Raw genomic sequence first — 22,061 nt, 5'->3', positions numbered from 1 at the left:
GCCGGAGCGAGCTGTCTTCGGCGGGTCAGGCCAGGGCGCTGCCCGCGACCCACTTGTTCCACGGCAGGGCCCAGAACACCCAGCCGTTCGAGTCGACCTCGTTGGCCAGCTTCCGGCTCGTGCCGGTGACGTTCACGATGTCGCCGCGCTGGGCGATGTCGTAGAAGTACCGGGCTCCGGTCGGCGAGGTGCGGACGCAACCGTGGCTGGCGTTGCGGTGGCCGAGGGCGTCGTACTCCCCGACGCTCTGGTGGACGTACTCACCGCGGTTGGTGATCCGGACCGCGAGGTGCACGACCTCCTTGTAGTAGCCGGCGTCGCCCGGCTTGCGGCCCGGGGACTCCATCGTCACGCTCTCGGACTTCTCCTGCGTGATGTGCAGGCCGCTGGTCGTGGTGTACTCCGTCGTCGTCCCCATGCCCGTGCTGATCGGGAACGTCTTGACGACGCCGTCGTGGTTCACCTTCATGTAGTGCGTCTTGGCGTTGGCCACGGTGACGTTCGAGGCGCCGATCTTGAAGGACTGGGACACGTCCGCCTTGCCGTACACGCCCTTGAGGCCGCGGACGCCGGCGAGGTGGGCGGTGAACGTGACGTTCTGGTGCGCGCCCCAGAACTTCTGGGTACGGAAGACGACCTCCGTGGGCGACATCCAGTGCCAGACGCCGGTGTCACCCTTGTCCGACTTCACCTCGAGCGCCCGCTCGACGTTCGCCTTGTTGGCGATCGGCGTGTCGAACTTCACGATGATCGGCATGCCCACGCCGACCTTCTCCCCCGGCATCGGCGTGATGTCGGCGATCTTGAAGCTCTGCGTGGCCTTCTGCGTCGTGAACGTGCTCTGCGTCGTCGTGGTCTTGCCCTTGGCGTTCTTCGCCGTGACGTTCACGCTGTACGACGCGCCGGGCTTGAGCGTCCACTTGGTCTTCCACTGCATGTGGTCGGCGGTGAAGTCGCCCGGCACCGGCGCACCGCCCTGGGTGACCGTCACCTGCTCCAGCTTGCCGCCCGACGACGCGACCGCGACGCCCTGGTCGGGACGGGCGGCGCCGGTGCCGTTGGCCGGAGTGATGCGCACCTGGGCGTCGGGGGCCTTCGTGCCGTCCTTGCCGTTCGTGCCCGCCTCACTGCTGCCCGTGCATGCGGACGCACCGGCGAGCAGCGCCACCATCGCCAGCATGCCAACGGCCGACCGCCTGTTACCCACGCGAGTCCTCCCAGTTTCACCCACGCCTTGTCCGACGCACGGCGTCGGCAAAAAGTTGGCGGTGGGAGATAAATGTTCACCCAGCGTAGGAGTGCAACCCGGAGACGAGGTAGTTGATTCCGAAGAAGTTGAACAGGAGGCACCCGAAGGCGATCAGCGAGATGACGGCCGCCTTGCGGCCCCGCCAGCCCGCGGTGGCGCGGGCGTGCAGGTACCCGGCGTAGACGACCCAGGTGATGAACGACCAGGTCTCCTTGGGGTCCCAGCCCCAGTAGCGGCCCCACGCGGAGTCCGCCCAGATCGCGCCGGCGATGATGGCGAACGTCCAGATCGGGAAGCCGAACATCATCGTGCGGTGGGAGATGCGGTCGAGCGTCTCGGCGTCCGGGACCCGCTCCAACAGGCCGCCCGGCTTGGGCGCCGTCCGGCGGGCCTTGAGCAGGTAGAGGATCGTGGCGACGCCGGCGACGGTGAAGATCCCGGTGGCGGTCACGGCGGCGGTCACGTGGATCGCGATCCAGTACGAGTGCAGCGCCGGGCGGAGCGGGCCCGGGTCGTCGTACAGCCAGATCGTCGCGATGCCGAGCGCGATGACGACGGCCACCATGAGGAACGGGCCGAGCCAGGTGGTCTTGTAGCGCCAGAGCATCACGAGGTACACGGTCACCGCGGCGAACGTGATCGCGGACACGAACTCGTACATGTTGCCCCAGGGCACGCGGTCGGCCGCCATGCCCCGGGTGACGATCTCGGCGCCGTGCACGCCCCAGGCGAGCACGTTGAGCAGGATGGCGAACCGGCCCCAGTCGACCTTGCGGCGCTCGCCCTCGGGCTCGTCCGTGGCCTCCGGCACGTCCTCCACGGCCTCGGGGCCGCCCGCGCCGACGAGGACCTTCGCCTCCTGCGGCACCGCCGCGACGCGCCGCCGCCCGAACGAGATGTCGGCGGCGTATCCGACCATGGCGACGACGTACAACAGCACCGCGCCGAGCATCAGTTGGTTGCTCAGGTGGGCCAGATAGGGGTCGACCACGGCCGTCACTCCTCGTCTGTGTTCGGGGGTTCGTCCGGAGCCGTGCTCCGGGGCTCTTCCGGGGCGGCCGTCTTGAGCCGCTCGACGATCGCTTGGAAGTCGGGAGTGGCGCCGCCGAGGGTGAGCCCTCCGACCTGGACCACGGTACGCCCGCCCTCCGCGGCCTTCGCACGGACCCACACCCTGCGGCGGCGCACGAGGAAGGAGGTCACGATGCCCATGATCGCGACGATGCCGGCGGCGAGCGCGGGGACCCGGCCGGGATCGTGGTTGACCTGGATGGTGACGTACTGCCGGTAGCCGTCGAAGGTCACCGAGCCGGCGCCGCTCGGCAGCTGCAGCGTCTGGCCGACCGCGAGGGGCTTGACCTTGTTGCCCATCAGGAGCGGCTTGAGCTTGGCGGTCTCCAGCCGGTACACCGACTGCGGGGCGCCGTTGGACAGGCCGAGGTCGCCCTTGAAGGCGAACAGCGCGACCTGCGGGTTCCACGCGGCGGGGAAGGCCGAGACGACCTTGCCCTGCTGGTTCGGCACGGCGGTGGGCCAGAACAGCCCGATGAAGCCGAGCTGGTCGGGCTGGGCGTCGGGCACCTTGATGACGCCCTCGGAGGCGTACGTCGCCTCGTTCGTCGGCAGGAACGGCACGGCCCCCTGGAAGGCGACCTGGCCCTTGCCGTCCTTCACGGTGAAGCGCGGCGCGTAGCCGTGGCCCAGGAGGTAGACGCGCGCCCCGTCCACGTTCAGCGGGTGGTTGACCTTCAGGTCGTAGGACTTGACCGCGGACTTCAGGCCGTTCTGGTACCGGATCTTGGCCGAGAAGTTCGTCGGCTGCCCGCGGTTCGGGCCGCTCGGCAGGTAGCTCGCCGAGAAGGAGTCGAGCCAGACGGTGAAGGGCGGCAGCTTCGAGGCGGTGAAGCTGCGGCCGCCCTTGAACGCGTCGTACGAGGCGAGGGTGTTGGAGAAGCCCTCCCCCTCGGTCACCAGGACGTTGCCCTTGTAGCCGAACGCCGCGCCGGAGCCGACCGCGAACAGCAGCACGAGCAGGGCCACGTGGAAGACCAGGTTGCCGGTCTCGCGGAGGTAGCCCTTCTCGGCGGCGACCGCGTCGTCGTACGCGTCGACGCGGAACCGCCGGTCCTTGAGGATCGTGCGGGCCTCGGCGAGCACCTCGTCGGGGGCGGCGTCCGTCTCGTACGACGCGGCCTCCGGCAGCCGGCCGAGGTTGCGCGGGGCCTTCGGCGGGCGGGAGCGCAGCTGGACGAGGTGGTGCTTGGCGCGCGGCAGCACGCAGCCGGCCAGGGAGACGAACAGCAGGATGTAGATCGCCGCGAACCAGGGCGCGGCGAACACGTCGAACAGCGACAGCTTGTCCAGCACCGGCGCGAGCGTCTTGTGCTGCTGGAAGAAGGTCGTGACCTTCTCCGGCGCGAGCCCCCGCTGCGGCAGGAACGAGCCGGGCACGGTGCCGAGCGCGACGAGGAACAGCAGCACCAGCGCGGTGCGCATCGAGGTCAGCTGCCGCCAGCCCCACCGGAGCCAGCCGAGCACGCCGATGCCCGCCGGGCGCTCCCGTGGCGCCTGCGGCGCGGCCTGTGCCTCAGGAGCGTCGACGCTCACGGGCGTGCCCCCTTGTCGAAGCTCATCAGATCACCGTCTTGAAGCCGGAGACCCAGCTCTGTAGTTGGACCGTCAGGTCGCTCCACAGCCCGGTGACGAGGAGCAGCCCGATGGCGACCAGCAGGCCGCCGCCGATGCGCATCACGGCCTGGTAGTGGCGCTTGACCCAGCCGAACGCGCCCAGTGCCTTACGGTACGCGACGGCGGTGACCAGGAACGGCACGCCCAGGCCGAGGCAGTAGGCGAAGGACAGCAGCGCCCCGCGCGTCGCGCTCGCCTCGGTGTAGGCCATCGCCTGCACGGCCGCGAGGGTCGGGCCGATGCAGGGCGTCCAGCCGAGCCCGAACAGCGCGCCGAGGAACGGCGCGCCCGCCACTCCGGCGGCGGGCAGCCGGCTCGACTTGACCGTCCGCTGCAGCCCGGGGATGAAGCCCATGAACGCCAGGCCGAGCAGGATCGTGACCCCGCCCAGGACCTTCGTGATCACGTCGGCGTGTCGTTGCAGCAGCGCGCCGAACCCGCCGAACGCCAGTCCGGCGCTCACGAACACCACCGTGAACCCGAGGACGAACAGCGCGACCCCGAGCAGGAGCCGCCCCCGCCGCTGTTCCCCGAGGTCCGCGCCGCTCATCCCGGTGACGTACGACAGGTAGCCCGGCACCAGGGGCAGCACGCACGGGGACAGGAAGGACACGAGCCCGGCCGCCGCCGCGACCGGGAGCGCCATGACGAGCGATCCGCTGGTGATGGTGCTCACCACGCGATCACCACCCGTACGGCCGTGGCCGAGGGTGTCACGGCGCGACGGCGCATCGGGGTACGGCTCATTTCTCGGCTGCGACCTTGGTGACGAGGTCCCGGAGGTGGGAGTACGGCACGCTGCCGATGATGCGGACCGCGACCTTGCCGTGCCGGTCGATGACGAGCGTGGAGGGCACGGCGTTCGGCGGGATGTCGCGGAAGGCCAGCGCCACCTGCCCGGCCTGGTCGTACAGGCTCGGGTACGTGATCTTGAAGGTGCGGAGGAACGCCTGCGCGTTGTCCTTGCCGTCCTTGATGTCGACGCCGAGGAACTGCACGCCCGAGCCCTTGGTCTGCTCGTAGATCTGTTCCATCGTCGGCGCCTCGGCGCGGCACGGCGCGCACCAGGACGCCCAGAAGTTGACGACCGTGACCTTGCCGCTCTGCGCGGCGAGGTCGTACGGCTTGCCGTCGAGCGTCGTGCCCTTCACCTGCGGCGCGGGCTTGCGGTTCTTGATGATCTGGCTGGAGTTGTCACCGGCGACGTACCGGGAGTCGGAGTTCCCGGCGCCGCTCTGGACCGCGTCGGTGCCCGCGCATCCCGCGAGCGCGCCGATGCCGAGCAGAACCACCGCCGGAAGGGTCAGGGCACGGGGGGTCACGGGCACACTCCTACTACTACATCGTGTAGTACTCGCTTCTATTGTGCAGGAGGGCTCAGGCGCCGGGGACACTGGGGCGGCGGGACAGGTCCCCCGCCGGCTCCGCGTAGCCCACCTTGACGATGCGATCGTCGTCGTAGGTGAAGCTCGTCACGCTGGCCAGCGCGCACTGCCGGCGCCCCGGGTGGTGCCACATCCGGCGGCCCTCGACCCGCCGCCGCGTCACCCAGATCGGCAGCTGGTGGCTCACGCACACCGCCTCGTGCCCGCGCGCGGCGTCGCGCGCGTCGGCCATCGCCGCCAGCATGCGCCGGGCGATCTCCTCGTACGGCTCGCCCCAGGACGGCCGGAAGGGGTTCCAGAGGAACGGCCAGTGCTCCGGGCGGCGCAGCGACCCGTCGCCCACGCCGAACGTGTGGCCCTCGAAGTGGTTGGCGGCCTCGATGAGGCGCTCGTCGGTGCCGACGGGCAGGCCGAGCGTCTCGGCGATCGGCTCGGCCGTCTCCTGGGCACGCTCCATCGGCGAGGACACGAGCACGGTGATGTCGCGCCCGTCGAACCACTTGGCCGCCGCCTTCGCCATCAGCCGGCCGTCGTCGCTGAGGTGGTATCCCGGCAGCCGCCCGTACAGGACACCCTCGGGGTTGTGCACCTCGCCGTGGCGCAGCAGATGAACGATCGTCTTCATAGCGCCCCCACACTACCGGCCCCCGGAGGCGGTTGATGTGACCCGGGTGTCGCGGACACGCCGCGCGCAATCGCGGCGTTCGGCGTCGTCTCGACGGATGCTTGGGTGGTACGCCGCTCCGGCGAACCTGCCCGCCGTACGCGCATCTCATAGGAAGTGAAGATCCACATGAGGAATCGGCGGCTGATCGCCGGTCTGGCCATCGCCGCCGCGACCGTCGCCCTGACGCCGGCCTGCTCCGGCGGCGGCCGGAAGGCGACCTCGGCCGCGGCGGACGCGGAGATCACGATCAAGCCCGCCGACGGCAGGCGGACCGTACGGCCGGATCGGAGCGTCGAGGTCACCGTCTCCGGCGGGCGGCTCGACGAGGTGGACGTACGCCAGGACGGCACGACGACACCCGGTGCGTTCGGCCCCGACCGCCGGTCGTGGCGGACCATGTGGACCCTGAGACCCGGGGTCTGGTACCAGGTGAAGGCCCTGGCCCGGAACGCCGAGGGCCGGGTCACCGCGGTGATGAGCCGCTTCCGTACGGCTCCGGCCGCGCACCGGATCGGCATCGCCGACGTCACGCCGCAGGCCGGCGAGAAGGTCGGCGTCGGAATGCCGATCATCGTGACGTTCGACGGCCCGGTGGGCGACCGTGCCCAGGTCACGCGCGCCCTCGAGGTGAAGGCCGACAAGGGGGACGAGGGCGCCTGGCACTGGACGTCGGACCGTCAGGTCGTCTACCGGACCCACCGCTACTGGCAGCCGCACCAGAACGTCGTCTTCACCGCGCACCTGGCCGGCGTACGCGCCGCCAAGGGCGTGTACGGGACGGCGGACGTCACCCGGACCTTCGCCATCGGCGCGTCGAACATCACGGTCGCCGACGCCCGCACACACCGGATGAGGGTCGACCACGACGGCCTGGTGCGGACGTTCCGGATCAGCATGGGCAAGGGCACCACCCGGGAGTACACCACCACCAGCGGCATCCACCTGACCAGGGAGAAGAAGCCGGTGGTGCAGATGGAGTCGCCGAACTGCAAACCCGACCAGCCCGACTGTGACTACTACAAGGAGAACGTCCACCTCGCGGTGCGGATCTCGATGGGCGGCGAGTACGTCCACCAGAGCGTCGGGGAGTACGACGCCCTCGGCCACCGCAACGCCAGCCACGGCTGCGTCCGCACCTCCCCGGCCGGCGCCCGCTACTTCTTCGGCATCGCCCAGCGCGGCGACATCGTCAAGATCACCGGTACGTCCCGCCGGTTCGTCGACGAGCCCAACGACGGCGACTGGAAGTACTGGAACTACTCCTGGAGCGACTGGCTCAAGGACGGCGACCTTTAGGGCCTCTGGCCTGCGGGCATGGCGACCTGTCCCGCCGAGCGCGGGCGGACGGCGCGTCAGAGGCCGGTGGCCGCCAGCCACGCGGACAGCAGATCACGGTCGCCGAAGACCTCCAGCCTTTCATCGTCAGGCCGCAGGCGGCCGTAGACGAGCAGCAGCAGGTCCCCGGTCGCCGCCCGTACGGCGGTCGTCCCCTTGCCGTGGCCGCGCTCCCAGGTGAAGCCTCCGTCGCCCGGCCGGATCATCCACTCGCCGTCGCCGTCGGTCGCGTGCAGGTGCAGGGTCTCGCCGTCACGGTCCAGTTCGCGTACGCGGTCGGCGACCCAGCCGAAGGCCGGCAGGTTCTCCAGGAGTTCCTCGATGCCGTCGGCCGCCGTGGCCGCGTCGACCCGAGGCTGGCGGCCGACCGCGATCTCCGCGTCCGCCGTGTGGACGACGGCCTCGAACAGGACCCGGCGGGGGAAGAAGCGGACGTGCCGGTCGGCGCCGATCGTCCAGTTCGGCCGGTCGGGGTCGGTCGCGCGCAGGGTCTCCAGCAGGATCGCCGCCGACTCCGCCACCCAGGCCGGGTACGCCCGCACGTCCTCCGGCAGGTCGAGCGGCACGTCCCGCGACCAGACGCGCTCGGTGGCCCGGGTGCGCACCAGATGGGTCATCCACCGGTAGGTGGTGCCGTGGTGCCTGGTGAGGTCGGCGATCGTCCAACCGGGACACGTGGGGACGGACGCGGCCGGGTCGGCCTCCCCGACGATCGCGACGAACCGCGCGACCTCGGCCTCGACGGCCGCGCAGTACTCCTCATAGGTCCGGTGAGCCATGATCGCCGACCGTACCGCGTCGCCCCGGCCACGTCGGCTCGGGGCGGGCAGAGGTCTCGGTGATCGCCGCCACCGAATGCGCGTATCAGTACAAATCACCTCGCCGACGGTGCCTTCACCGAGCGCTTCGTACGCCTTCGACCGAGGGCCGGGGAGGCAAAACGACGAAACGGCTTTTCATCCGTCGAAGTCGCCGGACCCGGCGCATCTTCGTCGATTAGGATTTCGGGCCGTGTCCTCCTGGCGAGCCGCGGGCGACTTCCCCCCCACCTATCCGCATCCGATGCAGACGCTGACGCTGATGCTGATGGACGGCTCCGTCCCCCGGCGGGCCCGAGGCGACATGGACGCCTGCCTCGCGGCCGCCCTGGAAGGCGCCGAGAGCCGGCTCCGCCCGGAGCCCGACGCCGGCATGCTCTACCCGTTCGGCCTGGTGATGGACGCCGACGGGGTGCTGCGGAAGGCCGGGCAGTACGACGCGGACTACTCCTACGACACGACGGCCACCGCCGGGGCGCTGCACCACCTCGCCGACGGGTACCGCGCCCGTGCGGCCGAGCTGCGATGCGCCGTGATCGCCTACTACGTGCGCATGAAGGAGCCGTCGCCGGGCGACACCGCACCCGTGGACGTCCGGCTCCGCCGGACCACGGACTGGCGGAACGACCCGAGCGCGGCCCCGCCCGGCACCGTCGACGCGGTCGCCATGGAGGTCGAGCACCAGTCGGGCTGCGCCCTCGCGGTGTTCATGCCGTTCGCCTGGCAGGGCCCGGCGCAGGAGTTCGTCGTCGGCGACCTGATGGCCGTCCCCTCGATGCGCCGCATCTGGCCCGCCGCCTGAGCTCAGGGGCGGAAGGCGCCCGACACCGCCGTGGACAGGGCCTGCCGGCGGCGTTGATGGTCCGCGTCCGGGTCGCCGGGGGCGGCGACGTAGGACAGGCTCGCGCAGGACCAGGTCAGGGCCATCGCGATGACCAGCGCGAGCACGTCCCGCGGCTCCATCGCGGGCGTGATGAATCCGGTCCGCTGCGCTTCGGCGATCGCCCGTAGCTTGGCGTCGCTCGCCGCTTCGTCCATCACGAGGCCGCCGGGCGTGACGCGTTCGAGCCGTGCCCAGGTGGCGAGCCGGATCAGCTCCGGCCGCGCGATCGCCGCGTCGTACAGGCGTACGGCGTAGTCCGGAAGATCCTCAGGGGTGAACGGGGTCGTCTCCACGACGGCGTCCGCGTTCATGCGGAAGACGGCGTCGAAGAGTCCGAGCTTGTCGCCGAAGTGGGAGTACAGCAGCGCCTTGTTCACGCCGGCCTCGGCCGCGATCCGGTCGACCCGCGCACCGGCGATCCCGTGGGCGGCGAAGTCGGCGGTGGCGGCGGCGAGGAGCCTGCGACGGGTGGCCTCGGCATCGCGGACGGGCATCCGCCGATGGTATCTGACCGGTTAGTTGGTTGACGTGCAACGAATCGACCGCCTAGGTTGTAACTATCTAGTTAGTTACCTGAGGAGCGAATGATGACGAGGCGTGCGTACGCCGTCGAACGGGCGGGCGGCCCCGTACGGGTCCACGAGTACGAGCCGGCGCCCCTGGGGCCCCTCGAGGTCGAGGTCGCGGTGACCCACTGCGGGATCTGCCACACCGACCTCGGCGTGATCGACGACGAGTGGGGCGTCGCGAGGTTCCCCGTCGTCGCGGGCCACGAGGCGGTCGGCGTGGTCGAGGCCCTGGGCGAGGGGGTCGATCGCACGCGGCTGGCCGTGGGCCAACGGGTGGGCGTCGGAGCCACGGCCGGCTCCTGCTTCGCCTGCGAATGGTGCCTCAGCGGCCGGCAGCAACTGTGCCCGACCAAGGACAACGTGGTGGTCCGCGGGACCGGAGGGGCCTTCGCCGGCCACGTCCGCGCCAGCGACTGGCGGCACGTTCAGCCCATCCCCGACGTGATCGCCTCCGAGCACGCCGGGCCCTTCCTGTGCGCCGGGACGACCGTCTTCCCCCCGCTCCTTCATCACGGCGTACGGCCGACGGACCGCGTCGCCGTGGTCGGGATCGGTGGTCTGGGGCACCTGGCGATCCAGTTCCTCGTGAAGTGGGGCTGCCATGTGACCGCCATCTCCTCCACGCCTGCCAAGAGGGACGACGCCCACCGGTTCGGCGCCCACGACTTCGTCGCGACGGCCGAGGGTGCGGGGCTCGAGCGGGTGTCGAACTCGTTCGACTTCGTCCTCTCCACCGTCTCGGCCGATCTGCCGTGGGACGCCTACCTGGCGACCCTGCGCCCGCGCGGCAGGCTGTGCGTCCTCGGCCTTCCCAGCGGCGCGCTCACCATCAGCCCGCTCAGCCTCCTCCCCGGCGAACGGACCATCGTCGGGGGCATCACCGGATCACCGACGGAGACCCGGCAGATGCTCGACTTCGCTGCCCGGCACGGCATCCGCCCGCAGGTCGAGCTCTTCCCGGTCACGCGCATGGACGAGGCCCTGGACCACGTCCGCCAGGGTCGCGCCCACTACCGCGCCGTCCTGGAGTTCTGAGCCAGAGGGGAACGCCGAGGATCCTCGTCGTTCCCACGACGAGGATCCTCGGCGCTCACGGCCCGGGCGTCACCAGGGGACGACGCCCTCGTCGTCGAAGAAGCCGCCGCGCGGCCCGTCATCCGGCAGGGTGGCGAGCCGGATCGCGATCGCGGCACCCTGCTCAGGGGTCCGCGTCCCGTTGAAGCCGGTGAAGTCGGTCGCCACGTAGCCGGGGCAGGCGGCGTTCACGATGACGTTCGTGTCGGCGAGCCGGCGGGCGTACTGCGCCGTGACGCTGTTCAGCATCGACTTCGACGGGGCGTACGCGGCCATGATCGGGCCGGCCTGCAGCGTCAGCGAGCCCATGGTGCTCGACATGTTGACGATGCGCGGCGACTCCGCGCGGCGGAGCAGCGGCAGCATCGCGTTCGTCACCCGGACGACCCCGAACACGTTCGTGTCGAGGATGGAACGGACGACGTCGAGGTCGAGCGTCGTCGGGTCCTGCGCGCCGCCGTCGGTCCGGCCGGCGATACCCGCGTTGTTGACGAGCACGTCGAGCCGCCCCGTCGTCTTCTCGATCGCCACCGCCGCCTCGGCGACGCTGTCGTCGGAGGTGACGTCGAGTGCGACCCCGAACGCGTCGACGCCTGCGGCGCGCAGCCGCTCGACGGCCTCCTCGCGCCTGACATCGTCACGCGCCCCCACCGCAACCGTGAAGCCGATCGCCCCGAGGCCCTGGGCGATGGCGAAGCCGATTCCCTTGTTCGCGCCGGTGACCAGCGCGGTCTTCCTGTCGTTCACTCCATCCATGCTCGTGAGCCGCGCACTCGGCGTCCAAGATCGTCTAAGTGGGCTGTGATACTCACCGGGTATCAGGCGGTAGGTTCCGTCCGTGGACGATCTCGAGACCCGCGAGCTCCGGTACTTCGTCGCCGTCGCCGAGGAACTGCACTTCGGACGCGCCGCCGATCGGCTCGGGATCGCGCAACCGCCGCTCTCCCGCGCGATCCGCCTGCTGGAGCGGCGGCTCGGAGTCCGGCTGTTCGATCGGGACCGTCGCGGAGTGGCGCTCACCGACGCCGGCCGGGTGCTGCTCCGCGAGGCCGGAACGGCCCTCGACGCGGTGGCGGCCGCCGCGCGCCGGACGCGGCGTGCCGGGGATCCGAAACGGCCACTGGTGCTCGTGACGAAGGCCGGGGCGTCCCACGAACTGCTGCAGCGGCTCCTCGACGCGCGCGCGAACGAACCCGGTGCGGCACCGATCGAGGTCCTCCTGTGCGAGGTCGGCGAGCAGGCGGGGCTGCTCCGCGACGGGCACGCCGACGTGGCCCTCATGCACCGGCCGTTCGACGACCTCGCCGGGTTCGACACCGAGGACCTCTGCGTCGAAGGGCAGGTCGCGATCCTTCCCGCGAAGCATCCGCTCGCGTCACGCGATCTGCTCACGATGGCCGAGGTCAGCGATGTGCCGGACCTGCCGATCGCTCGGTGGCCCCGGCTCGACGGGACCTACCCGGACGGGCCCGGACCGGAGGTGCGCACCCAGTCGCAGCTCGCCCAGCTCGTGGCGCTCGGCAGGACGCTGCTCGTCATCCCGGTCTCCAGCCGTGCCTGGCAGTGGCCCGAACACGTCGCCGTGCCCGTCGTCGACGCGCCGGAGGTCACCACGGTGATCGCATGGCCGCCGAACAGTCGCTCGCAGGCGGTCGCCGCACTCGTCCGCTCGGCGGCCGAACTCCGCGACACCGCCCCGCCTTCACCCGCGGACCGCGCACCATCCGGGCGCGGAAAGCGATAGCCCACCCTGGTGATCGGTTGAACGCTCACACGCCACGCATCCGCCGCGTGCCGCCTGCTCAGCCACCGGACTCGGCATCCTCCACCCACTGGCCGCCCTGCCGGCCGGACCGGGCGCTCGCCGGTGTGGCCCAGCTGGCCAGGATCGGCAGGACCCGGGCCGTGGACGAGTCGGGCTCGACGGTGTACACGATGAGGTGCTGATCGGGGGCGTGGGGCGCGGTGACGATCTCGATATTGAAGTCGAGGACCCCGGCTTCGGGGTGCGCGATGCGTTTAGGAACCGAGGCGTAGTCACGCACGGTGTGGTCGTCCCACCAGCGGGCGACGTCCGGGTCGGTACGCCGCAGGTCGCGTACGGCGGCCAGGAGCCGCTGGTCGTCCGGTCGCCTGCCGACCTCCATCCGCATCGCGGCGACCGACCGGGCGCCGAACTCGGCCCAGTTGACGATGCGCTCCCGGGCCAGAGGATCGCGGAACAGGTAGTCCATGAAGGAAGAGCCCGGCGGCAGAGTGCGCCCGAGAACGGCTTCGAGCAGTGCGTTGTGCGCGAGCACCTCGGAACGCCGGCCGAGCAGCAGCACCGGGACGTGGTCCAGGGTCGCGGCCAGGCGCATCAGCCCCGGATCGAGGCGCTGCACCTCCGGCGCCGGCCGGCGGGTACGGATCTCCGGAGCCGCGAGGTCCCGAAGATGCGCCGCCTCTACCTCGTTCAGCCGCAGAGCACGCGTCAGCGCGACGAGCACGGATTCGGACACCGTCGCCTGTCGGCCCTGTTCCAACCGGCTGTAGTGATCGGTGCTCAGGCCCGCCAGCATGGCCAGCTCCTCCCGGCGCAGGCCGGGCACCCGTCGGGGGCCGGGAAACGCGTCGATCCCGGCCTGGGCGGGGGTAAGCCGGTCTCGGCGGGCCCGCAGGAAGGCGCCGAAAGCGGAGCGGTCTCGACCCATGCCCCTACGGTACGGCCGCCGGCACGGCCTTGCCTGGTCACGCCGTGCCTAGGGAACACTCGCACTGGTCCCGCGCCGGTAGGGCCCGTGAAATGGCGTCATGACCTCATCGAACGAACTCCGCCCCTCCCCCGTACCGCCCTTTCACGGCCGCAGCGCCGTCGTGACCGGGTCGACCAGCGGCATCGGCGCCGCCATCGCTCGCGTGCTCGCGGCACGTGGCGCCCACGTGATCATCAGCGGCCGTGACCCGCGACGCGGCGAGGAGGTGGTAGCCGGGATCCGCGCCGCGGGAGACAAGGCCGACTTCGTCCCCGCCGACCTGGCGGGCGACGCCGACGCGGTGCGCGAGTTCGCCGTCCGGGCGACGGCGGCCGCGGACGGGAAGGTGGACATCCTGGTGAACAACGCCGGCATCTATCCCGCGACGTCCACGCCGGACCTCCCCGACGACGCCCTTGACGCGATGCTCGCCGTGAACATCCGGGCACCCCATGTGCTCGTCGCCCAGATGGCGCCGGACATGGCGGCCCGGGGCGCCGGGGTGATCGTGACGATCGGGTCCTGGATGGCGACTGTGGGAAGTCCGTTCGCCGCTCTCTACACCGCCACCAAGGCCGCCGACGAGCAGATGACCCGGACCTGGGCCGCCGAATTCGGCCCGCGCGGTGTCCGGGTCAACGCCGTCGCTCCCGGCGTCACCCTGACTCCCGGCAACGAGAGCGCCCGCCCCGTGATCGAACAGATGACCGCCGGAACTCCGGCCGGAGTCCCGGTCACCCCCGAGGACATCGCCCACGCTGTCGCCTTCCTCGCCTCCGAAGAGGCCCGCATGATCCACGGCACCACCCTCTACGTCGACGGCGGCATCACCACCACCCGCCTGGCCTGACGCCGCGGAGAAGCGAACTGACCGCCGCCGTGCCGGCGATCGCCTCGCCACCCGGACCGTCTGAGGCGGGGACGGACTCACCTCCGCCTCAGATCGGCCGATCGCGACGATTCGGATATCCCACCGCAGTCCGCCTCAGGAGCCGACTGCGCGTCAGGCCGGATACCGGCCGTCTCTCAATGCGGCGGCGGACTCGACAAGACCGGCACGTTCCAACGCGTCGAGAACATCCTCGATCGTTTCCGGCGGATTCACTCGAGAGTCCACGATCTGCTGAATGCAGGCCCAGACGATCCGGTCGTCCAAGTCGATCTGATCGAGCAGGAAGTCGTCTGGCGACTTCGCCTCGATGCCCCAGACCGCAAGCTCCTCCCTCGGGAAGTCCGACAGGTTGGAAGTGACGATGACCTGAGCACCCGCCTTGATCGCGGCCGCGAGAACATGCCGATCCTCGGGATCCGGCAGCTTCAAGCCCTCTATCAGCGGTTCATAACCTTCTACTAAGCAATCCCGGATCGCAGCGTTCATGAGGTCGCCCAGACGCGCGATCTTCTCTGCCGGGATGTCGGTACGATTCGCGGCGAGATTCTTGAGCATCTCGTCCAAGATCTGGTTCGTCCACTTGGCTTGGACCATACCGGCCTGAGCCAGACGAATAAGGAGATCACGGATCGTATTCCCATAGAGGACGTTAGCGTCGTAGATAACAACGAAGGCCATGGTCAGGCTTCGAGTTCCTGGCCGAGCGCGGCGAGGCCGTCCGCGGCGGTGCGCCGCTCCTGATCGTCGCGTCGCTTGTACTCCATCAGCGCATCGACGGTGATACGGCGATGTCTCCCCACCATCCGATAAGGAATCTTCCCCGCCTCCAGCAGGCCGATAAGGTACGGGCGGGATACATTCAGTACGTCCGCCGCTTGCTGAGTGGTGAATTCGGCATGCGACGGTATCACCGAGACCCCTCTACCCTCAGCCGCTTGAGCCAGGATGTAGGCGAACAGGCTGACGGCCTCTCGTGGGAGGATCACAGCTTCTTCAGCGCCGTGTTCACCGATGACCGGAATGGCATCACGGTCTGGATGCCGCATGAGGTAGTCCTTGATACGCCTGAGCGCACGCGCCGCGACCTCGGCGTCGATCGCTCCCGGCTCGATTGATCGTTTGACCTGGGCAGCAGGCATGGCCACCCCTCCCTCCTAACCGCAGTATGCGCAACAGTCGAAGCAAACGCAACAGCTGCCGGTCCGTCGATGTCCTCGGATCAATGGCGCTGATCTGCGAGGAGCGGACGCAGGCGCGCGCAGACGGCGTCGACTTCGGCCTCCCCCGGCAACTCACCGGCGCGGGACATCGCGACTTGGAGTTTGGGGCCGGACTCTCCGAAGCGGGTCATGTCCGCCCTGGTGATCGGCTGGACGACGAAGTGGATGTGGCCCGGCCTCCCGTCCGCGTGAGACCACAGGCAGACGTAGACCTGCTCCGGCCGGACCACCTCCGTGACCGCCGCCGCCGTCCGCCGCAACAGCGGGCCGAGCGCCGCGCTCTCGGTCTCGTCGAGGTCGGCCACGTGGAGGACATGCCGCAACGGCTTGACCACGAGCGTGCCGACGCCGAGCGGACCGACGCAGTGCTCCACGACCAGACCGGAGACCTCGTGAAGCCGCCCACCCGGCAACGGCCGCACCCCGGAGCTCAGCTCACACGCGATGCATCCGTCACGCACCTCCTGCTCAGCCGCCGACACGGACCTCTTCGACGACGGCCACCTCCACGCACTGACCGCCTTCCTCGTTGGTCCGCGTGCTCTTCCGCCATTGGAGCGACGGCAGTTCTTCCAGGTTCATGTGTCCTCCAGAACGGAGCGAATGAGTTCCTCGGACGCCATGGCAGACAAGGCTGCTGCCCGGACCAGATCGAAGCGGGCCTTGAGCTTCCCGACGTGCCGATGTTCCTTCGTGATACCACTTGGGATTTCGCTCGTCTCCGCGTAGGCCACGTCCGGCCTATCCTCGAAGCCCATGATTGTGAAGGGCATCGCGAGGTAGACGGGCGCTTCCTCTGGAAGGAGCTGGACGGTGATGTTCGGCTCTTTCATCGCGTCGAGGAGGCGCTGGAGTTGGGCGCGCATCACTTCGGGGCCGCCTACCTTGCGGCGGATGGCGTACTCGGCGAGCAGGAGGACGATCCACGGGGGTTCGTCGCGGCGGAGGATCTGCTGGCGTTCCATTCGGGTGGCTACCAGCTGTTCGACCTTGTCGGGGTGGTTGCCGGCGCTGAGGACGGCGCGGGCGTAGTCCTCGTTCTGGAGGAGGCCCGTGATCAGCATCGGCTCGAAGATGTGCATGGAGGACGCGGTGCCCTCGGCTTCGAGGAACGGGCGGAACCAGCCGAGGGCCAGTTCACGGGCGGCGAGGGGCTGGAGCTCGGCGAAGTAGCCGTCGAGGGCGAACAGGCGGTCGAAGTCCTCCGACATGGAGGTCGTCGCCGAGCGCTTGGCGGTTTCGATCTTCGAGATCAGGTCGCCGGTGCAGCCGACGCGGTCGGCCAGGGCGTCCTGCGTCCAGCCGTTCGCGTCGCGGTATCTACGGAGCTTGTGGGCGAAGAGCGCCGCCACTGATGTCGTCGGGTCGACCTCGCGCCGATATCCCATGTCGCCCTCCGGGCTGTCGCTGTCGGGGGTTGTCGGTCCGCTTCCGTTGCCGAGCGTAGTCACACGGCAACAGAGTGAGAGGCGAATCGAAAATCCCCCGACGGACGCGATGGGCAGGGCCATGATCGCCGACTCGTACTCCCTCAAGCTCGGTCCGCATCCGGGCGCCGCCAAGGTGGCCAGGCTGGCGGTCGAGCGGCGGTTGCAGGACTGGGCGCTGCCGGAGTTGCTGGACGACGTCCACCTCGTGACGACCGAGCTGGTGTCCAACGCCGCACGGCTCGGTGCCGTCTTCGAGCTGACCATCAGCCGGCCGCGTGACCGTGTCGTACTGATCGAGGTGCGGGACTTCGCCGACGGCGAGCCCGAGATCCGGGCCGCCGGGCTGGACGAGGAGGACGGCCGGGGGCTGTTCATCATCCAGGCGTACGCCACCGAGTGGGGTTGGCGGCCGGAGGGCGACGGCAAGACGGTCTGGGCGCGGTGCGGCGGCTGACCCGAGGCTCCGCGCGGTCGGGCCTTCCCCCGAATCCGGTCGCGCGGCAGGGGCCACGGCGAGCACGGAGGTGAGGGGCCGGTGCTCGCCGTGGCCCGTACGACGTCAGGCGCACTTCAGCGGCGTCGGCACAAGTGCACCGCGGACTCGATATGATCGTTCAAATTGATCTTGAGCCGAGGCCGTTAGGCTTTCTGGTGGCGCCGCTGGCGCTCCGTTGACCGCCCGGTCGTCGAACCGGCCGCCCCCAGGAACGTGGCCGGAGGATCGGCCGAGCCGGGGCGGAAGAAGGGCCGGCGGCCCGTCGCCGGGTCGCCGGCCCTTCCCGTCTCAGGACAGGTGGGGCATGACCTCGGCGGCCAAGCGCTCCATCTGGTCGGCCTCGTCGAAGAGCGTCGTGAACAGAATCATCTCGGCGCCCGCGTCCGCGACCTCGCGCAGCCGGGTCACGCACTCGTCCGGCGGGCCGAAGACCGCGACGGGAGTCAGGTCGTCGTCTCCGGAGCGGCCGTACAGCCGGTTCAGCGCGTCGGTCATACGCCGGCGGGCCCGCGCGGCGTCGTCGTCGACCGCGATGTAGACGCGCTTGGCGAGCCGGAAGCCCTCCGGGTCACGGCCGGCCTCGTCGAGCGCCTCCCGTACGACGCGGGCCTGGTCGGTGAACTGCGCGGTCGTCTGCGACCCCGCGCCGAAGAAGCCGTCGCCGTACCGGACCGCGCGGCGGATCGCGTTGGGGTGGTTGCCGCCGAACCAGAGCGGAGGGTGCGGCTTCTGGAACGGCTTCGGCTCCATGCCCTGGCCGTCGAGCTGCCAGAACCGCCCGGGGAATGCGATCTCGGTCTCGGTCCAGCATGCCTTCATCAGCCGGATGCCCTCGGTGAAGCGGGCGACGAACGCGTCCGTGTCGATGCCGAACGCCGCGAACGCCCGGCCGCGACCGCCCGTGCCGACGCCCACCTCCAGCCGCCCCCGGCTGAGCTGGTCGAGCGTGCTGATGCTCTTGGCCAGGTGCAGCGGGTTGTGCAGGGTGCTGACGAAGACCGCACAGCCCAGCCGCAGGCGTTCGGTGCAGGCGGCCGCGTACGTCATCGTCTCGATCGGACCCAGGTTGGGCGCCGAGCCGAGGACCTGTTCCTGGGTCCAGCCGCTGTGGAAGCCGAGCTCCTCCGCCCGCGTGAGATAGGTGCGGAACGCGGCCGGGTCGAACTCCCCGTCGGCGAAGAACTGCGGGATCGAGATCGCGAAGCGCATGCGTTCACGCTATTCGAGCGCGGCCGGGGGCTCCTCGGCGGGGAAGAGGATCGGGCTGAGGAGGTGGCGGATGCGCTCCGGTGAGGGTTCGTTGGCCATCCGCGCGACGATGACGTCGCGCAGCTCCTCGATCATCTCGGCGCGTTCGCGCGGGCTGAGCCAGATCGCGTGCTGCCGGTAGCCGACCATGTCCCGTGCCGGGTCGGGGTCGCGGTCGAGGTAGGCGTTGAACTCGGCGAGCAGGGTGGCCATGGCCACGGCGAAGACGCGGCGGTGGTCCTCCGGGGAGACGGACGCGGCCGTCTCGGCGTCGATCACCGCGCGGGCCCGGCGCAGGCGGTACGTCCGCTCGACGGCGCCGCGCACCCGCTGCTCGCCGTCGACCTCCAGGAGCCCTCCTTCGGCCAGCAACCCGACGTGCCGGTACACGGTCGCCTTCGAGACGTCCGGGAGGAGCTCGCACAGCTGCGCGGTCGTGAGCGTCCGCCCGCCCGACATCGCGTGCACGATGCGAAGCCGCACCGGGTGCAGGAGCAGATCCACCGGGTCCATGGCCTGACGGTCTCACACCTGATACCTTTCTCAAAGTTGAGAACGATCAGGGGAGGGCGTCAGCCATGCGACCTGCGACACCGGAGTCCCGGACCGAGCCCCCGCTGGGGCGGCTGTACGAGGTGGGCGGCCGGCGGCTGATGCTGCACCGGTCCGGCGCCGGAGAGCCCGCCGTGGTCCTCCTGGCCGGGGCCGGCCTCGTCGGCCTCGACTACGCGAATCTCCACGACCGCGTCGCCCGCCTGACGACCAGCGTGATCTACGACCGGGCCGGCACCGGCTGGAGCGACCCCGTTTCTCTGCCTCGTACGGCCGGCGAGGTCACCGGCGAGCTGCGCGCCCTGCTGGCCGCCGCCGGGGTCCCCGGCCCGTACGTGCTGGTCGGGCACTCCCTGGGCGGCGCCTACGCGCGGCACTACGCGCAGCGCTTCCCCGGCGAGGTCGCCGGGCTGCTCCTCCTCGACCCCAGCCACGAGGACTTCCTGGTCCGCGCGCCCGCGCAGGTGCCCGAGATGCTGGAGCAGATGAAGAGCCGGGAGCTGCCGGAGCCGACCGAGGACCAGATCCAGCGGTCCCGTGAGGCGCTCGCCGAACACTTCGCGGCCTGGCCGGAGGCCGTACGAGGGCCGCTCGTCGAGTACCACCTCACCGCGTGGCGTACGGCGTGGAACGAGGACAAGAACCTCTACACCGAGGTGGCCGCCGAGCTCCGGAACGCACCGGGCCTGCCCGACGTGCCGTTGATCGTGCTCACCGCCATGGGCCACGACGCCACCCAGGCCCACCTGTGGCCCGGCGACCTCCTGCGCGAGATCAACGACATGAAACGGACGATCCACGGGGAGCTCGCCGCGTCGGTCCCCCGCGGTGAACAGCGGGTCCTCGACGACGTCGGGCACGGCTGGATGCACGAGGAACGCCCCGACGCCGTCCTCGCCGCCCTCACCGACCTCCTCCGCGCCGCGAGCTGACCCGCTGCTTCGGGATCAGCGTCGCGACGGCGGAGGATCCAGGCGCCGCCGGCGCGGGGAGGGAGCGGGCGGGTCAGGGGCGGGCGCCGAGGCTGTTCACCCAGCCCATCGCCTCGTACGTCATGGTCAGGCTGGGCGCCTTGCGGTCCCCGGACTCCTGGGCGAGCAGCCGGCCCGACCGCGGGTCGACGATCAGACGGATCTCGAAGTTCTTCCCGATCGGCCCGGTATCGTCGCCGTTCGTCCCCAGGGCCAGGACCGCGCCCTTACGGCCCATCGAGTCAGTGGCCGTGCCGAGGTAACGGATACCCGGCTGCTCGGCGAGCACCCGGTACAGCGCGGCCTTCGCGCCCGGCGTCAGCGGCCCGGCCAGCAGGTCCTGCGCCTCGCCGAAGACATAAGCGGCGAAGCTGTTCTCCGACGTCCTGCCGTCGAGCGACATCTCCAGCGCGCGCTCGTCCTGGTACCACTTCCGCAGGGTCTTCTCGAGGCCGGCCGGATCCGACGGCAGCTTGGCCAGCGCACTGACCTGCTTCTCCTCATCCGTCTTGAGGAGCTTGGCGTGCGAGAAGTCGTAATTATTGACGTGCGGCTCGGCCGGGACGTCCAGCTGGAGCCTCGCCCGCTGCGACTCGCTCAGAGTCCTCCACTTCGCCTCGTCCGCCGGTGAGGCGAATTTGATCTTCGGGTCGATGCCGACGATCGTGCGTGCGTGCCGGTCGCGGCCGGACCAGCTCTCCTGCGTGTGGCTCACCCAGGCGGTCACCGGCGATGATTTGTCCGCTTTCGTCTTGCCCTTCAGGCGTGTGCCCAGTTTCCGGTCCACTTCCTTCTGCTGCGCCTCGGTGAGCTTCATGGGGGCGACGAAATGGGTCTCGCGTTCGCGGGTGTACCAGTAGGCGCCGGTGGTGAGCGGTGCCTTGGCGGCGCTGTCGGCGCTGGCCAGCAGGATGGCGCGCGCGTCCAGCGCGCGTACGGTCCCGGAGGCCGTCGGCCGGGCGCCCGGGGAGTTCCCGGAGCCGTCGGTGGCGGCGATGACGAACGCCGCACTCGCGGCGACCGCCCCGGCGGCCAGACCGGCCACCAGGACGCGCGGCATCCGGCGCCGCGCGGCCGGCGCGGAGACGCCGCGGCCGGACCCGGTGGCGTCCCACGCTGCGGCGAGGTCCTGCTCGCGGCGGCGGGCGTGCGCCTCGGCGACCGTGGTGTCCAGGCCGGCGGGCTTGAGCGTACGGAACATGGCGTCGGTGTCGTGGTTCATGGAGGCTCCGGGGTTCAACGGGCGGCCTTGTCGGCGGCGCGGGAGGCGGCGGGACGGCAGGCGCGGGTCGCGGGGGCGTTCTCGATCGCCCTGGCGAGGCGGCGCCGCGCCCGGTGCAGGCGGACGAAGAAGGCCGCGGTCGTACAGCCGACGACCCGGGCGGCCTCGCGTGGAGCCAGGCCGTGCCACATGACGAGCGAGAGGACCTCGAGGTCGCCGTCGGAGAGGCGGCCGATCGCCGCCAGGGCGCTGTCGCGCTCGACGACGTGGTCCGCGACGTCCCACGCGACCAGGTCGGCGTCGGTGGTCATCGCGGTGACCCGGTCGACGAGCGCGCGCCGCCGGAAGCCGCTGTCCCGCTGCTTCAGCAGCAGGTTCCGTGCGACGCCCAGCAGCCAGGGCAGCGCCGGATCGCGGATGTGGTCCAGGCGGCGCCACGCGACGAAGAACGTCTCGCTGACGATGTCCTCTGCCACGTGCGGCTCGGTCCGCGTGATCACGTAGCCGAGCACGCGCCGGTAGTTGTCGTCGTACAGCTCGGTGAAGCGTCTTCGGGATTCCTCGGAGTCGTCCAACGGAGTCCCTGCCCTTCGGTGAGTCGGTGACCTTTCACCAGTACTTCCGGCG

The 22,061-nt window shown here is 70.5% G+C and carries 26 protein-coding genes; 7 read left to right on the top strand and 19 right to left on the bottom strand.

Annotation, left to right across the window (positions count from 1 at the left end; all coding sequences use genetic code 11):
* Positions 1-25 precede the first annotated feature (25 nt).
* The 6 genes from NE234_RS14215 to NE234_RS14190 form a co-directional block, all read right to left on the bottom strand.
* Complete coding sequence (locus tag NE234_RS14215) at positions 26-1,207, bottom strand: L,D-transpeptidase (RefSeq protein WP_252779534.1); 1,182 nt, start codon at positions 1,205-1,207, stop codon at positions 26-28.
* 76 nt (positions 1,208-1,283) lie between these two features.
* Entirely contained in the window at positions 1,284-2,240 is a 957-nt protein-coding gene (ccsB, locus tag NE234_RS14210; protein WP_252779532.1) for a c-type cytochrome biogenesis protein CcsB, read from the bottom strand.
* A 5-nt stretch (positions 2,241-2,245) separates the two neighbouring features.
* Complete coding sequence (resB, locus tag NE234_RS14205; protein WP_252779518.1) at positions 2,246-3,856, bottom strand: cytochrome c biogenesis protein ResB; 1,611 nt, start codon at positions 3,854-3,856, stop codon at positions 2,246-2,248.
* Positions 3,857-3,881: 25 nt separating this feature from the next.
* Positions 3,882-4,583: a cytochrome c biogenesis CcdA family protein gene (locus NE234_RS14200; protein WP_252780975.1), complete on the bottom strand. Its 702-nt coding sequence runs from the start codon at positions 4,581-4,583 to the stop codon at positions 3,882-3,884.
* Between the two features lie 97 nt (positions 4,584-4,680).
* Complete coding sequence (locus tag NE234_RS14195) at positions 4,681-5,259, bottom strand: TlpA family protein disulfide reductase (protein WP_252779516.1); 579 nt, start codon at positions 5,257-5,259, stop codon at positions 4,681-4,683.
* 55 nt (positions 5,260-5,314) lie between these two features.
* A complete protein-coding gene (locus NE234_RS14190; RefSeq protein ID WP_252779513.1) occupies positions 5,315-5,947 on the bottom strand; it encodes a histidine phosphatase family protein in 633 nt (210 codons plus the stop codon).
* A gap of 168 nt (positions 5,948-6,115) precedes the next feature.
* On the opposite strand from NE234_RS14190, the gene NE234_RS14185 reads away from it, so the two are divergent.
* Positions 6,116-7,285 carry a L,D-transpeptidase gene (locus tag NE234_RS14185; protein ID WP_252779511.1) on the top strand — a complete coding sequence of 390 codons (1,170 nt, stop codon included), beginning with the start codon at positions 6,116-6,118 and terminating at the stop codon, positions 7,283-7,285.
* Between the two features lie 56 nt (positions 7,286-7,341).
* Here the strand turns inward: NE234_RS14185 and NE234_RS14180 are convergent, their stop codons facing one another.
* The gene (locus NE234_RS14180) at positions 7,342-8,103 is read right to left on the bottom strand and encodes a maleylpyruvate isomerase family mycothiol-dependent enzyme (RefSeq protein ID WP_252779508.1); all 762 of its coding nucleotides are present in this window, start codon (positions 8,101-8,103) and stop codon (positions 7,342-7,344) included.
* 232 nt (positions 8,104-8,335) lie between these two features.
* Here NE234_RS14180 and NE234_RS14175 point away from each other — a divergent pair, with 232 nt between their 5' ends.
* Positions 8,336-8,944, top strand: a complete 609-nt coding sequence (locus NE234_RS14175; protein ID WP_252779505.1) for a hypothetical protein — start codon at positions 8,336-8,338, stop codon at positions 8,942-8,944.
* Positions 8,945-8,946: 2 nt separating this feature from the next.
* On the opposite strand, the gene NE234_RS14170 is transcribed toward NE234_RS14175, so the two are convergent.
* Positions 8,947-9,519, bottom strand: coding sequence for a TetR family transcriptional regulator (locus NE234_RS14170; protein ID WP_252779503.1), 573 nt, complete (start codon positions 9,517-9,519; stop codon positions 8,947-8,949).
* A 93-nt stretch (positions 9,520-9,612) separates the two neighbouring features.
* On the opposite strand from NE234_RS14170, the gene NE234_RS14165 reads away from it, so the two are divergent.
* Positions 9,613-10,629 (top strand): NAD(P)-dependent alcohol dehydrogenase, encoded by a 1,017-nt coding sequence (locus tag NE234_RS14165; RefSeq protein WP_252779500.1) that lies wholly within the window; start codon positions 9,613-9,615, stop codon positions 10,627-10,629.
* Between the two features lie 69 nt (positions 10,630-10,698).
* Here NE234_RS14165 and NE234_RS14160 read toward each other — a convergent pair whose 3' ends face one another.
* On the bottom strand, positions 10,699-11,424 hold the full coding sequence (locus NE234_RS14160) for an SDR family oxidoreductase (protein ID WP_252779498.1): 726 nt from the start codon (positions 11,422-11,424) through the stop codon (positions 10,699-10,701).
* 82 nt (positions 11,425-11,506) lie between these two features.
* Between NE234_RS14160 and NE234_RS14155 the strand changes: the two genes are divergently transcribed.
* Positions 11,507-12,412 carry a LysR family transcriptional regulator gene (locus NE234_RS14155; RefSeq protein WP_252779496.1) on the top strand — a complete coding sequence of 302 codons (906 nt, stop codon included), beginning with the start codon at positions 11,507-11,509 and terminating at the stop codon, positions 12,410-12,412.
* Positions 12,413-12,470: 58 nt separating this feature from the next.
* Here NE234_RS14155 and NE234_RS14150 read toward each other — a convergent pair whose 3' ends face one another.
* Entirely contained in the window at positions 12,471-13,361 is an 891-nt protein-coding gene (locus NE234_RS14150; RefSeq protein ID WP_252779494.1) for a helix-turn-helix transcriptional regulator, read from the bottom strand.
* A 100-nt stretch (positions 13,362-13,461) separates the two neighbouring features.
* Between NE234_RS14150 and NE234_RS14145 the strand changes: the two genes are divergently transcribed.
* The gene (locus NE234_RS14145) at positions 13,462-14,253 is read left to right on the top strand and encodes an SDR family NAD(P)-dependent oxidoreductase (protein ID WP_252779491.1); all 792 of its coding nucleotides are present in this window, start codon (positions 13,462-13,464) and stop codon (positions 14,251-14,253) included.
* Positions 14,254-14,406: 153 nt separating this feature from the next.
* On the opposite strand, the gene NE234_RS14140 is transcribed toward NE234_RS14145, so the two are convergent.
* From NE234_RS14140 to NE234_RS14120, 5 genes are all read right to left on the bottom strand, one after another.
* The gene (locus tag NE234_RS14140; protein WP_252779479.1) at positions 14,407-14,973 is read right to left on the bottom strand and encodes a PIN domain-containing protein; all 567 of its coding nucleotides are present in this window, start codon (positions 14,971-14,973) and stop codon (positions 14,407-14,409) included.
* A 2-nt stretch (positions 14,974-14,975) separates the two neighbouring features.
* The gene (locus NE234_RS14135) at positions 14,976-15,434 is read right to left on the bottom strand and encodes an excisionase family DNA-binding protein (protein ID WP_252779476.1); all 459 of its coding nucleotides are present in this window, start codon (positions 15,432-15,434) and stop codon (positions 14,976-14,978) included.
* An 80-nt stretch (positions 15,435-15,514) separates the two neighbouring features.
* Positions 15,515-15,976, bottom strand: coding sequence for an HIT family protein (locus NE234_RS14130; RefSeq protein ID WP_252779473.1), 462 nt, complete (start codon positions 15,974-15,976; stop codon positions 15,515-15,517).
* 7 nt (positions 15,977-15,983) lie between these two features.
* Positions 15,984-16,097, bottom strand: a complete 114-nt coding sequence (locus tag NE234_RS14125; protein ID WP_252779463.1) for a DUF397 domain-containing protein — start codon at positions 16,095-16,097, stop codon at positions 15,984-15,986.
* On the bottom strand, positions 16,094-17,050 hold the full coding sequence (locus NE234_RS14120) for a helix-turn-helix domain-containing protein (protein WP_252779460.1): 957 nt from the start codon (positions 17,048-17,050) through the stop codon (positions 16,094-16,096). The genes NE234_RS14125 and NE234_RS14120 overlap by 4 nt, the downstream gene beginning before the upstream one ends.
* Here NE234_RS14120 and NE234_RS14115 point away from each other — a divergent pair.
* On the top strand, positions 17,025-17,399 hold the full coding sequence (locus NE234_RS14115; protein ID WP_252779449.1) for an ATP-binding protein: 375 nt from the start codon (positions 17,025-17,027) through the stop codon (positions 17,397-17,399). The genes NE234_RS14120 and NE234_RS14115 overlap by 26 nt on opposite strands.
* A gap of 330 nt (positions 17,400-17,729) precedes the next feature.
* Here NE234_RS14115 and NE234_RS14110 read toward each other — a convergent pair whose 3' ends face one another.
* Positions 17,730-18,650: an LLM class flavin-dependent oxidoreductase gene (locus NE234_RS14110; RefSeq protein WP_252779447.1), complete on the bottom strand. Its 921-nt coding sequence runs from the start codon at positions 18,648-18,650 to the stop codon at positions 17,730-17,732.
* Between the two features lie 9 nt (positions 18,651-18,659).
* On the bottom strand, positions 18,660-19,202 hold the full coding sequence (locus tag NE234_RS14105; protein ID WP_252779445.1) for a helix-turn-helix domain-containing protein: 543 nt from the start codon (positions 19,200-19,202) through the stop codon (positions 18,660-18,662).
* Positions 19,203-19,267: 65 nt separating this feature from the next.
* Between NE234_RS14105 and NE234_RS14100 the strand changes: the two genes are divergently transcribed.
* Positions 19,268-20,173 carry an alpha/beta fold hydrolase gene (locus NE234_RS14100; RefSeq protein ID WP_252779433.1) on the top strand — a complete coding sequence of 302 codons (906 nt, stop codon included), beginning with the start codon at positions 19,268-19,270 and terminating at the stop codon, positions 20,171-20,173.
* A gap of 73 nt (positions 20,174-20,246) precedes the next feature.
* Here the strand turns inward: NE234_RS14100 and NE234_RS14095 are convergent, their stop codons facing one another.
* A complete protein-coding gene (locus tag NE234_RS14095) occupies positions 20,247-21,434 on the bottom strand; it encodes a CU044_5270 family protein (protein WP_252779431.1) in 1,188 nt (395 codons plus the stop codon).
* A 14-nt stretch (positions 21,435-21,448) separates the two neighbouring features.
* On the bottom strand, positions 21,449-22,009 hold the full coding sequence (locus NE234_RS14090) for an RNA polymerase sigma factor (RefSeq protein WP_252779428.1): 561 nt from the start codon (positions 22,007-22,009) through the stop codon (positions 21,449-21,451).
* Between the last annotated feature and the right edge of the window lie 52 nt (positions 22,010-22,061).

The sequence above is a fragment of the Actinoallomurus rhizosphaericola genome, from assembly GCF_024055675.1.
GTDB classification, from domain to species: Bacteria; Actinomycetota; Actinomycetes; order Streptosporangiales; family Streptosporangiaceae; genus Actinoallomurus; species Actinoallomurus soli.
The sequence above is the reverse complement of the archived record's forward strand: the minus strand, read 5'-3'. Positions and strand labels throughout refer to the sequence as shown.